The sequence below is a fragment of the Paraburkholderia sp. SIMBA_027 genome, from assembly GCF_046535315.1.
GTDB classification, from domain to species: Bacteria; Pseudomonadota; Gammaproteobacteria; order Burkholderiales; family Burkholderiaceae; genus Paraburkholderia; species Paraburkholderia tropica.
In genome coordinates, this window is sequence record NZ_JAWRWY010000012.1 from 107143 (window position 1) to 119258 (window position 12116).

Below are 12116 nucleotides of genomic sequence, written 5' to 3' on the forward strand. Positions count from 1 at the left end.
TTCAGGATCCACCGAACCAGTTGTAGCCCTGGTTTTCCCAATAGCCACCGGGAAATTCGTTGCCGACGGTAATGGCGACGATGTGTTTGGGGTTCTTGTAGCCGAGCTTCGTGGGAATGCGAAGCTTCAACGGGAAACCATACTTTGCGGGGAGTGTGGCGCCGTCGTAAGTCAGCGTAAGGAGCGTCTGGGGATGCAGCGCCGTTGGCATATCGATGCTGGTCCAGTAGTTATCGGCGCAGTGCAGGGCGACATATTTCGCGGTCGTATCCACGCCGGCGCGCAAGAGAAAATCGGAAAACCGCACGCCGCCCCATTGACCTATCGCGCTCCAGCCTTCAATGCAGATATGCCGCGTAATCTGGCTCTGCTGCGGCATCGCTTGTAATTCGTCGAGCGACCAGATGCGTTTTCCTTTCGCGAGACCGCTGACTTCAAGCCGATAAGTCTGCCTGTCGACCTCCGGAACTTCGTCGATGTCATAGTAAGCATTGAACGGAAATGGCCGCGTAATCATCGATTCCGGATACGTCGGGGCCAGTGTGTTCGGATTGAACATGACGGCTTGTACGCGATCGTTGAATGAAGACATTCTGCGCAGCAGGGTATTGACTGATTCTTCGCTCTTCAGATCGCAACCCGACAATAAAGCGAGTCCGCCCAAAGTCAGAATGCGTTTGCCAAACAGGCGTCGTGAAGACGACGGGAGTGCTTTTCGCGCGTCTTTGATGATCGATGCGCCGTCGAGCTGCCGTACGGTTTTCCGCGAAGTCATGGTTAGCGTCCCCGGATCATGGTGAGCAAAGACCGCGGAACCAGCGCGACCATTGCGACATGGATGGCGAAGAAGCCGACCAGAACACTCATTGCGAAGAAGTGGACGACGCGTGCCTGATCGAAACCGCCCATCGACGCACACAGAAGCGGCAACTGCACCGGCTTCCAGACAGCCAGACCTGACAACACCACCAGCACGATGTCAGCAATCACGACGAGATAAGCCAACTTCTGCACGGCGTTGTATTGGCCGGGATCGCCGTGACTGAGCTTGCCGCGCAGTGCCGCAACGAGGTCGGTGACTACTGCACGAAGACTGAGCGGCAAGAATTTTTCACGCAGGCGTCCTGTGCTGAGATTCGCGACGAGATAAGCGCCGAAATTCGCGACCAGTATCCACATGAACGCGAAATGCCAGAGCAATGCTCCGCCCAGCCATCCACCCAACGTGATGGAGACGGGAAATCGAATGGCGCTGAAAATGGGCGAAGCCTCATACACTTGCCAGCCACTCAAACACATGACGATGACGGCGACAGCGTTGACCCAGTGGAAAATGCGAACCCACGCGGGATGGATTGGTGCATGCATCGAGACAACCTCGCTGTCGACGAAATAGAATGGGGAACGGGCGCCTGGAACTATCGCATCCGGGGACGCAGACCGTTATCGGTCGAATGACCGATGGATCGCCATCGCCTCCAATCTTGCTTTCAGTAAATCCAGGCAGGAGCATGCGGCAACGTTGCGCTTTGCATCGTGTCGTGATTGATCCAGATTCTGGCCCCTTCCTTGCGGGCCAATTCCTCGATCTTGCGCATCGAAGCGACCGAAGCCTCACGATCAGTGCTGAACGAAGGGACTCGACGATATTGGAGGTCGAGGCAGTTGTGCGCGACGTCTCCACCAAGAATGACCGGGCCGGTACGAGGAAGTCGAACGAATAATGAGCAATGCCCAGGAGTCAGTCCGGGCGTGTGGATCAGGCGAATGGCCCCGTCGTCGAACAAATCGCAATCTCCTTGCAGGAGTTCGACCTCGTTGTCGCGCATCGCCGAATAGAACTCAGGCAGATAGCCGAAACTGTCCGCTTGTGTGCCGAACATCGCCTCGTGTTCGTGCTGCTGAACGAACCATTTGGCGTTTCTGAATAGACAGGAATTGCCGACATGATCATAGTGCGCATGCGAAAACATAATAATGTCGACGTCGTCAGGGGAGAGACCGATCATTTCGAATTGGGCGGCGATCGTACGAACCACGATGGCGCGCATACCGTCAGCAACGATTTTTCCGCCGGGATGGGCGTAGAAAGCGTCGGGCGTGCCGGTGTCCCAGAGCAGCCATTTTGCTTTGTGACGAATCAGGTAGGCATTGCAACTGAGCGTTGCTGGCACGCCGACGCTCACGCCGGGCGAATAGATCGATCCGTCCTCGACTCGAGTCAGCCCGCCGTCGAGGATGCAGATTTTTTCCACGCTTTCCTGCATGTTGATCGTTCCCTTTCCCGTTATGCGAGCCCGCATGCCAGAACGCCGGAACGGCCGATTTCCGACATTGCGTCGCCGCTGGCGGCATGAAAAAAGCGTGTCCGCTGGCTCGCGATGGCCGCCGTGAAAGTCGCAAACGGCGTGACGGGTGAAAATCATCGCGGCGAAGTCGCGGCGGCGGTATCGGTCGAATGACCGATTCGCCCAGCAAGATCTGTTGCGTATATAGTGATCAACATGCATTTACTCGCGTTTATTTTTCTCCATGACGATCGCTGACCCGAAAAGCCAGACGCCGATTCGAGTATTTGATTCGGTAAAGGCACTCGCTTTCATTGGCGATCTGAGCATGGGGCAGCCAACCGATCATTCGTTGCGTACAGGTTGGATTGCCGCGCGTCTCGCGCAGGCAGCCGGTCTGAACGCGGACGAAAACGCAACGGTTCGCGAGGCGTCGCTGCTGCGATGGTCCGGCTGCACGGGTAACGCGGCGGGATTCGCCGAGGTGTTCGGCGACGACATCGCGATCCGCGCGAAAATGGTCGAAAACCGGCCAGGCTGGATCGAACCGAACGGCGCGCTCGGGGGGGCCGCCGCGGTGCTCATGCCGCTCGCGCGGATTCATTGCGAGGTGTCGGGCGAAGTCGCGCGTTTGCTCGGGCTCGCGGGACCGACCGAAAACACGCTGCGCCACATCTTCGAAGCATGGGACGGCAGTGGCACGCCCAACGGTGTCGCGCGTGACGCGGTGCCGATGTCGGTCTACGTGGTCGCCCTCGCGGGTGATCTGGAGGCGTTCGGCCGCGTGTACGGCGTCGAGCGTGCAATTGCACTCATCAAGCAGCGCGCCGACGCGCGTTATCCGGCGCATCTTGTCGATATCGCGGTATCCAATGCGCCTGCCTGGCTGAAGGAAATCGAGAAAATGCGCGATGTCGATTTCGATCGTGCGTTGTCAACGCCGGCCATGCAGCAAGCTTCGTCGGCGGAGTTGATTGCTGACGTCGTGGATCTCAAACTTCCGTGGATGACCGGCTTCTCGCGCCGGGTTGCGGCAACCGCGGCAGCGTGTTGCGAGCGGCTGTCCCTGGACGAAGCGGCACAATCACGCGTCTATCGTGCTGGTTTGCTGCACGGCATTGGACGTGCCGCGGTGCCGAACAGCATCTGGAATCAGGACACGTCTTTGCCCGCGAGCGCGTGGGAAAAAGTGCGACTGGTGCCGTACTGGACTGCGCGGGCTGGCAAGCAAACAGGCGTGCTCGCACAGGCGACCGAGCTTGCTTCATACGCGTACGAACGGCTGGATGGCTCCGGCTATTTTCGCGGTCTGAGCGGCGCCGCGTTGACGCTCGAGGCGCGCGTGCTGGCGGCTTCGGTGGCGTGGGTCGCGTTGCGCTCGCGGCGTCCATGGCGTGCCGAATTGCCTGCCGATGAAGCCGCGCAACAATTGCGTAACGAGGTGGCCAACGGCCGGCTGTGTAGCGAAGCCGTCAATGCGCTGCTGGCCGAAGGGCAGGCGTTCGCGAGATCCCCGATCATTCCGGTGAAAGCCGCGCAGCACAATGTGCATTTGACCGCACGTGAAATCGAGGTTCTGCGTGCGATCTCTCTCGGGTCGAGCAACAAGGAAGCCGCGCGTGAGTTGACGTTGAGTCCGAGTACGGTGCGTACGCATGTGGAAAGCATTTTCCGTAAGCTCGAATGTTCGACGCGCGCGGCGGCCACGCTAAAAGCATCGGCGATGGGCCTGCTCTGATGAAGGCAATGGCGTCTTCATAGTCATCGCGGCCACCAGGGAATTCCGAGGGGCGTTGTCCGCGCTCGTCTGCTTGACTCGAAGCCGATACAAAATATCACTACGGCGGTTTCGGCACGTTGATCGACCAGTTCGACCAGTCGGTCGCCGGCCTCAAGGATTGCGAGCAGGCCGTTGTCGCCGCAATTGGGCAGGATCTGACGAAGTCGCAGTAAGGGCTGCGATAAGTGCCGCCAGGTCCTCGGCATCGCGAAGCGTCGGCGCTTCGATATGGCCGCGCGAGATCGCCGAGGACGGGCATACGAGGACTTATCGGCTGGCGACCGTCTTCTGCCGCCGCACGTCGGCATACATTTGCCTGACACCCGCACGTCGAACTTTACGAATTCGAACGTCGCTAAATCTGCTTGACATGGGCAATTTGGCTTTTTACATTCGCTTCCACTGAGGCGCGAGGTCGACTTCGTTCGATTTGCGCTTCCGCGGCAGCGTTGCCGCGCTACATATGGAAGGCTACGTAGCCCCCGAACTTGCGTCGTATGACGCCGGTTTGGGGGCTTTTTTGTTTTCTGGAGATCCAACACGATGGAGCCGTACGTCAGTGCAGATCAACAACCCGGCCGTTTCGTCGTCGCGTGCGTGCAAATGGAGCCGCATGTCGGTGCCGCGCGCGAGAACGTCGAGCGCGCGTGCATGCTTATCGAAAGTGCCGCGCGCAACGGCGCCGCGCTCGTGGTGTTGCCGGAGCTAGCCAATAGCGGTTATGTGTTCGAGAGCCGGGAGGAGGCGTATGCGCTCTCGCAACCGTTGCCGGATGGCGAGGCGGCGCGGGCTTTCGATGAGCTCGCCAGACAGTTCGGAATCCATATCGTTAGCGGCGTCGCCGAGCGGGCTGGTGAAAAGCTCTATAACTCGGCGTTGCTCACAGGACCGGCGGGGCCGCTCGGCGTCTATCGAAAACTGCATCTCTGGAACGAGGAAAAGCGCTTCTTCGAGCCGGGCGACCTGGGCGTGCCGGTATTTGCCACGCCGCTTGGGCGGATCGCCATGGCGATCTGCTACGACGCCTGGTTTCCGGAGACCTTCCGTCTTGCCGCGATGCAGGGCGCCGATCTCGTCTGCGTGCCGACCAACTGGGTGCCGATGCCCTCACAGCCCGACGACCGTCCGGCCATGGCGACGACGCTGGCCATGGCCGCCGCGCACAGCAACGGCCTCGCAGTCGTCTGCGCAGATCGCGTGGGCACCGAGCGTGGCCAACCGTTCCTCGGCCAGAGCCTGATCGTGGGCGGCGACGGCTGGCCGATCGCCGGGCCTGCCAGCGCTGACCGCGAGGAAATCCTCTACGGCACGATCGACGTCGCCCGCACACGCGCGGGACGCACGCTGAATCCGCGCAATCACGTCCTGCTCGACCGGCGCGTCGATCTGTACGACGCGATGCTCGGCACGAAGACCGCGCGCGGCCCTGCTTGACAGGCGAGGCCGCCAACGACAAGCCGTACCGGCAAAACCGCATCACGAACCCTCCACGCATCACCACAACTACGAGGAAGCATCATGACGTCGTTCAAACGCATCATCGCTGCCGCCGTCGCGGCGGCGGCTTTCGGCGCCTGGCTGGGCGCGGCGGCGGCCGAGCCGATCAAGATCGGCGTCGCGGTCGGCCTGTCGGGCGCCAACAGCGTGGTCGCGCCGGCTGTCGTTCAGTCGTCGCAACTCGCGGTCGCCGAGATCAACGCGGCCGGCGGCATTCTGGGTCGGCCGGTGGAACTCGAAATCGCCGATGATGCGTCCGGCGCGGTCGGCGCGCAGAAGGCCTACGACACGCTGGTGTTCCAGAAAAACGTGGACGCGATCATCTCGATGGAAACGAGCGCCGCACGTAACGCCGCGCTGCCCATCGTCGCGCGCGGCAAGAAGCCGTTCATCTACACCTCGTTCTACGAGGGCCGCTCGTGCAGCCCGTGGATGTATGTGAACGGCTGGGTGCCCGAGCAGGTCGTCGCGCCGATCGTCGATTACTTCAGCAAGACGAAGGGCGCGAAGACGTTCTATCTTGTCGGCAACGATTATGCGTTCGGGCGCGGCATGCTCGACTTCACGAAGCAGTACATCGAGCAGCACGGCGGCAAGGTGATCGGCGAGGAATATCTGCCGATCGACGGCACGGACTGGACGCCGGTGCTCTCGAAGATCCGCGCGGCGAAGCCCGATGCGTTGATCAGCGCGACGGCCGGCGGCGCGCCGAACGTGGCGCTCGCCAAGCAGTTGAAGAGCGCGGGCCTCACGCTGCCGTACGGCAACCTCGCGATCGACGAGGGCACGGCCAAAGGCATGGGCGATGTCGCGAGCGGCGTCTATCTGGCGGCGTCCTATCTCACCAGCATCGATACGCCGCAGAACAGGAAGTTCAAGGCCGCGCTCGACAGCAAGTTCGGCGCGGATGCGAAGACGCCGAACGAGTTGTCGGAGCCGCAATACGAGGCGTTTTTTCTCTACAAGGCGGCGGTTGAAAAGGCCGGCTCGACGGATCCCGCGAAAGTCGTCAAGGCGCTCGGCGAGGTGTCGTTCGACGGGCCGCGCGGCACGGTGCAGATGAACCGCAGCCGCCACGTGCCGCTCGCGATGCGGCTCGGGCAGATTCAGCCCGACGGCTCGGTGAAGGTGTTGCAGACGTTCAAGGATGTGGACCCGGGCATGCAGTGCCCGAATCTCAAGTAACCGCAGGCGCGGTATCGGGCGCGCGCATTCCGTGTGGATGCGCGCGCCGCACGAGCAGGAGGCGACATGGCTTTGGCATTGGACATCGGCACGACGGCAGCGATGCTGTTCATCGTGACGGCGGGTTTGATGGTGATTTTCGGCGTCATGAAAATCGTGAATTTCGCCCACGGCGCGCTGCTGACGCTCGGCGGCTACGCGAGTTTCGTGGTCACGCAACTGAAGCTCGATCCGTGGTTCGGCTTGCCGCTCGCGATTGTCGTGGGCACGGCGGTCGGCATGGTCGTCGAGTGGATCATCGTACGGCCGCTTTACAAACGTCCGCTTGACGCGATTCTGGCGACATGGGGGCTCGGCATCGTCATTGGCCAGATTATCGTGATGGCGTTCGGCCGCGAAGTGAAGTTCGTGCCGACCTCGCTCAATGGCGCAATCTCGATCGCGGGCACGGAGTATTCGGCGTACCGGCTGCTGCTGATACCGGTTGCGCTCGCGCTTTGCGCGGCGCTGACGCTGCTGCTCTCGGGCACGCGTTTCGGCGTGAAGACGCGCGCGGTGATCATGAATGAAGATCTCGCGCGTGGGCTCGGCATTCACTCGGGGCGCATCCGTTTCATTACGTTCAGCCTGGGCGCGGCGCTCGGCGCGCTCGCCGGTGCGCTGATCACGCCGCTGTCGAGCGTGGATCCGGACATGGGCGTGGCGTGGATCGTCAGCGCCTTCATGCTGGTGATGGTGTCGGGCCACTCGATGGTCAGCCTGCTCGTGACCTGCATCGTGTTCGGGGCCTGCCAGGTGCTCGTCAGCACGTTCGTGAGCCCGGTGCTCGGCGGGCTGACCATTGCGGTGCTGGCGGCGCTGACGCTGCGTATCCGTCCGCGAGGATTCGCCCATGGCTAAGTTCGACGCCTCGTTGTCCAGTGATCACCGCGAAGCCGATGCGCACGCAAGCGAGGAGGCGCAGACGCATCGCCGCCGGTCATGGCGCGATCTCACGATCGTGTTCGGCGGCGCGCTGGTACTGCTGGCCGTCGGACCATTCCTGTTCGGCTCGTATTTGCTCAACATCCTGATTCAGGCCTTTTTCTTCGCAGCCGTCGCCGTCACCGTCGATCTGTTGTGGGGCTACACCGGCTATCTGACGTTCGGGCAGTCGGCATTCTTCGGGCTCGGCGCCTATGCGGCCGGGCTGGTATTCACGCATGCGGGATTTTCGCCGCTGCACGCGCTGCTCGCCGCAGTTTTGGCGATTGCCGTGCCGGTCGCCGTCGCGGCCGTGGTCGGATGGCTGTCCTTTTATCGGGGTGCGTCGCCGTTCTTCGCCACGGTGATGTCGCTCGTGCTGCCGATCGTGCTGAGCCAGTTGCTGCTCTCGGGCGGCACGTGGACCGGTTCGAGTTCCGGTCTTACCGGCTTCGAGACCTTCGACCTCTCGCTGGGCGCGTGGTATGGCATCGCGGGCGGGGCGCTGCTGGCGGTGGTCGCCGCCGCGTGGTGCTTCGTGCGCAGCGACGGCGGCCGTCTGCTTGCCGCGATCCGCGATAACGAATCGCGTTGCGCCTACCTCGGCATCAACACGTCGCGCATCAAGATCGCGCTGCTGGCGGTGACGGCGGCGATCGCGGGGCTCGCCGGGTTGGGATACGGCGCGTTCAGCGGGGTGGTTGCGCCCGAACTGTCGGGCTTCGTGCTGGGCACGCAATTCATCATCTGGGTCGCGCTGGGCGGCCGCGGCACGCTGTGGGGGCCGGTGATCGGCGCGCTGCTCATCAACGTCGCCAGCGCTTATTTGAGCAGCAGCATGCCGTTCGCCTGGCAGTTGATTCTGGGCGCGGCGTTCGTCCTCGTGATCGTGCTCTTGCCGCAAGGTCTCGTGCCGCTGCTCGTCAAGCCGTTGCGCCGATTCACGGCGGTCGGCGCCCGCGCACCCGCGCTGACCGAACGCGCACCGCGCGACGCTCACGCGCCGCAAGCGGGCGAACCCGCGCTGCAGATGCGCGGCGTGGCACGTCACTTCGGCTCGCTGAAAGTGCTGCAGGGCATCGACCTGGTCGCCGACGGCGGCGAACTGGTCGGTCTGATCGGCCCGAACGGCGCGGGCAAGACTACGCTGATGCGTTGCATGAGCGACGGGGCGGAACGCTCCGCGGGCAGCGTGGCGCTGTGCGGCAGCGACATCGGCACGCTGGCGCCCGAAGGCTGCGTGAAGCTTGGGCTCGGGCGCAAGTTCCAGAATGCCAATGTGTTCGAAACGTTGACCGTTGCCGAGTGTCTGCGCGTGGCGCGCACGCTCGTCGAGCGTCCGTCGTTCGTGCGTCGTTCGCCGACGCTCGCGCTGCCGCCGTATGCGCTCGACGTCATGCGCGCGACGCAACTGGAACGCAAGCTCGACGCCGTCGCGAAGGACCTTTCACACGGCGAACAGCAGGCGCTCGAACTGGCGATGGTGCTCGCGCTGGAGCCGCGCATCGTGCTGCTCGACGAACCCACGGCAGGTCTGACGAAAGTGGAGCGCACCCAGATAGGCGGCGTGCTGGCGGCGCTGGCCCATCGATACGGGCTCTGCTGCCTGCTCGTCGAGCATGACCTCGATTTCGTGGCCGAGGTGGCCACGCGTATTGTCGTGCTGCATCAGGGCAAGATGGTGATGCAGGGAAGTTTCGACGAAGTGGTGAACTCGGATCTCGTCAAGACTATCTACGCGGGCAGCGCGCAGGAGGCGGCATGAGCGGCATGAGTGATATGGCGCTGGACGTTCGGGAGATTACCAGCGGCTACCGGAATTCCATCGTGCTGCGCAAGCTGTCGCTGCGCATCGCGGCGGGCGAAGCGCTCGCGCTGCTCGGCAAGAACGGGATGGGCAAGACCACGCTGCTCAAGACGATCATGGGCTATCTGCCCACGCGCAGCGGCACGATTCACGTGCGCGGCGCGGACGTGACGCGGCTCGCGCCGCATCGGATCGCGCGTGCGGGCGTCGCTTACGCGCCGCAGGAGCACGCGCTGTTTCATGACCTGAGCATTCGCGACAATCTGCGGCTCGGGCTCGAACAGGCGTCGACGTTCGACGAGCGCTTCGCGCAGATCGAGCCCGTGTTTCCGGTGTTCAAGGACCGCTTGCGGCAGGTTGCGGGCACGCTGTCCGGCGGCGAGCAGAAAATGCTGCTGGTCGCGCGTGCGCTGATGATGGCGCCGTCGATGATCCTGCTCGATGAAATCACCGAAGGGCTTCAGCCTTCCGTCATCGACCGGCTCGCGCAGGCGCTGCACTGGGAGCGCGAGCGGCGCGGCACGACGCTGTTGCTGATCGAGCAGAACGTGCCGTTCGCGCTGGCCGTGGCCGACCGCTACGCCGTGCTCAAGCAAGGGGCGATCATCGAGGAAGGGGACGCAAAGGCGCAGCGCGCCGCCCCCGCGATCTTCGCGCATTTGCGCGTCTAGGCATGTTCAGGCAGGTTTTGGTGTGTTCTGATGTGGCGGGGCGGTGTTGCGCCCGGCCGCCTCTAATCGGGAGAGAAGCGTCATGCAGTCCAGTTCACAGCAGTCGCCGGGGCAGCCGGTCACGGAGGCCGGCTGGCGCGTCGGCGTGCTGTACTCGCGCACGGGCGTGACGTCGGCGACCGAATCGGAGCACTTTTTCGGCACCGTGCTCGCGATCGAGGAAATCAATGCGGCAGGCGGCGTGGACGGGCGCTTGCTCGATCCGGTCGTCTACGACCCGCGCAGCGATCCCGACGAGTATCATCGTCTCGCTTCGCGGCTGCTCCAGGACGACGACGTGACGGTCATCTTCGGCGGGTCGACTTCGTCGAGCCGCAAGGCGGTGCTGCCGCTCATCGAACGCTACAACGCGCTGCTCTGGTACTGCTCGATCTACGAAGGTTTCGAGTATTCGCCGAACGTCATCTACACCGGCGCGGTGCCTAACCAGAACAGTATGCAGCTCGCCGCGTATCTGCTTCGCAATCATGGCCGGCGCTTCTTTCTGGTTGGCGCCGATTACATCTATCCGCGCGAGTCGAACCGCATCATGCGCGACATGGTCGAGCAGCACGGCGGCGAAATCGTCGATGAAATCTATTTGCCGAGCGACGCCGAACCGGCCGCGCTCGACGAAGTCGTACGGCAGATTCGCACGGCGCAGCCCGATGTGGTGTTTTCGACGCTGATCGGGCGCGGCGCGCGCAAGTTCTATCAGCTTTACCGCGAGCATGGCATCGACCCCGCGCGCATTCCGATCGCGAGCCTGACGATGACCGAGGGCGAAACGCAGATGATCGGGCCCGAGCTGTGCGGCCACCATATTGTCGCGGCCAGTTATCTGAACACGCTCGAACTCGACGGCAACCGGCGCTTTCTGGCGTCGTGGCGCGCACGTTTCGGCGACCAGCCTGCCAGCATGTGGTCGGAGATGGCGTACAACCAGGTGCATCTGTTCGCGCTCGCGCTGGCGCGTACGAAGTCGCTCGACACCGCGAAGCTCGTGGAGGCCGTGCACGAAGTCGAATTCGATTCGCCCGAAGGCGCGCTGCGGATCGACCGCGAAAACAATCATGCGATCCTGACGCCGCGCATCGCGGTGTGCCGGCCTGACGGTGCGTTCGACATCGTCTGGGAAGGGCGCGCGCCGATCAAACCCGACCCGTACCTGATCTCCTACGGCTTCGGCGAGTTCTGGCTGGACGGAGAGCGACCATGACGACGTGGGCGCGCCGCCTGTTCGACGATTTGCGCACGCTGCGCGTGCTCGTCATTCATCCGCCTGGCGACGACCGCAACGTGCTCGACGAGCAGTTGCGCCGCATCGGTTGTCTCGTCACCGTGGTCTGGCCGTTTCCGTCGCCACTGCCGGCCGACGCCGATGTAGTGTTCTTCCTGGTCGGCGCCGACGCGCGCCGGACGGGCAACTGGTGCGCCGCCGACACGCAGGCAACGCTGATCGCGCTTTCCGATTACGAAAACCCGACCGCGCTGAAGATGCTGCTCGATACGCAGGCGCACGGCGTCATCACCAAGCCTTATCGCTCGACCGGCATTCTGAGCACGCTTGTGCTCGCGCGCGCGGCTTCGGGCTACCAGCAGCGGCTGCAAAGCAAGATCGGCAAACTCGAGGACGCCATCAAGGCACGTCGCCATATCGAACGCGCCATGCGGATTCTGATCGATGTGCACCGGCTGAGCGAAAACGAAGCGTATGAGCATATTCGTTCGCGGGCAACGCGCCTGCGTGCGACTATTGGCGAAGTGGCGACGATGGTGATCGACGCCCATGAAGCGATGGAGAAGCTCGGTCTCGACAAACGACCCGGTTGAGCGCGCCGAGGCGCTCCATCCCTTCCGGCCGTGCCTTGCAATGCTCCGGACAT

General features: G+C 63.0%; 11 protein-coding genes. 8 read left to right on the top strand and 3 right to left on the bottom strand.

Features of this window, described 5'->3' with window-relative positions:
• Position 1: 1 nt before the first annotated feature.
• The 3 genes from SB764_RS22915 to SB764_RS22925 all read right to left on the bottom strand — a co-directional run bounded on the left by SB764_RS22915 (position 2) and on the right by SB764_RS22925 (position 2510).
• Complete coding sequence (locus SB764_RS22915) at positions 2-775, bottom strand: molybdopterin-dependent oxidoreductase (RefSeq protein WP_322004528.1); 774 nt, start codon at positions 773-775, stop codon at positions 2-4.
• Between the two features lie 2 nt (positions 776-777).
• A complete protein-coding gene (locus SB764_RS22920; RefSeq protein WP_074983521.1) occupies positions 778-1368 on the bottom strand; it encodes a cytochrome b/b6 domain-containing protein in 591 nt (196 codons plus the stop codon).
• 122 nt (positions 1369-1490) lie between these two features.
• A complete protein-coding gene (locus SB764_RS22925; protein WP_410865015.1) occupies positions 1491-2510 on the bottom strand; it encodes an N-acyl homoserine lactonase family protein in 1020 nt (339 codons plus the stop codon).
• A 22-nt stretch (positions 2511-2532) separates the two neighbouring features.
• Between SB764_RS22925 and SB764_RS22930 the strand changes: the two genes are divergently transcribed.
• The 8 genes from SB764_RS22930 to SB764_RS22965 all read left to right on the top strand — a co-directional run bounded on the left by SB764_RS22930 (position 2533) and on the right by SB764_RS22965 (position 12063).
• On the top strand, positions 2533-4026 hold the full coding sequence (locus SB764_RS22930; protein ID WP_410865017.1) for an HD domain-containing phosphohydrolase: 1494 nt from the start codon (positions 2533-2535) through the stop codon (positions 4024-4026).
• Between the two features lie 585 nt (positions 4027-4611).
• On the top strand, positions 4612-5502 hold the full coding sequence (locus tag SB764_RS22935; RefSeq protein ID WP_410865019.1) for a nitrilase family protein: 891 nt from the start codon (positions 4612-4614) through the stop codon (positions 5500-5502).
• A gap of 84 nt (positions 5503-5586) precedes the next feature.
• Entirely contained in the window at positions 5587-6750 is a 1164-nt protein-coding gene (locus SB764_RS22940) for a substrate-binding protein (protein ID WP_074983528.1), read from the top strand.
• Between the two features lie 66 nt (positions 6751-6816).
• The gene (locus SB764_RS22945) at positions 6817-7650 is read left to right on the top strand and encodes a branched-chain amino acid ABC transporter permease (RefSeq protein WP_065062444.1); all 834 of its coding nucleotides are present in this window, start codon (positions 6817-6819) and stop codon (positions 7648-7650) included.
• Entirely contained in the window at positions 7643-9478 is a 1836-nt protein-coding gene (locus SB764_RS22950; RefSeq protein WP_410865021.1) for an ABC transporter permease subunit, read from the top strand. The genes SB764_RS22945 and SB764_RS22950 overlap by 8 nt, the downstream gene beginning before the upstream one ends.
• Before the next feature lie 5 nt (positions 9479-9483).
• A complete protein-coding gene (locus SB764_RS22955) occupies positions 9484-10191 on the top strand; it encodes an ABC transporter ATP-binding protein (RefSeq protein WP_183715203.1) in 708 nt (235 codons plus the stop codon).
• 82 nt (positions 10192-10273) lie between these two features.
• The gene (locus SB764_RS22960; RefSeq protein WP_183715085.1) at positions 10274-11449 is read left to right on the top strand and encodes a transporter substrate-binding domain-containing protein; all 1176 of its coding nucleotides are present in this window, start codon (positions 10274-10276) and stop codon (positions 11447-11449) included.
• On the top strand, positions 11446-12063 hold the full coding sequence (locus SB764_RS22965; RefSeq protein ID WP_074983534.1) for an ANTAR domain-containing response regulator: 618 nt from the start codon (positions 11446-11448) through the stop codon (positions 12061-12063). Before SB764_RS22960 ends, SB764_RS22965 begins: the two co-directional genes overlap by 4 nt.
• Positions 12064-12116: the final 53 nt, after the last annotated feature.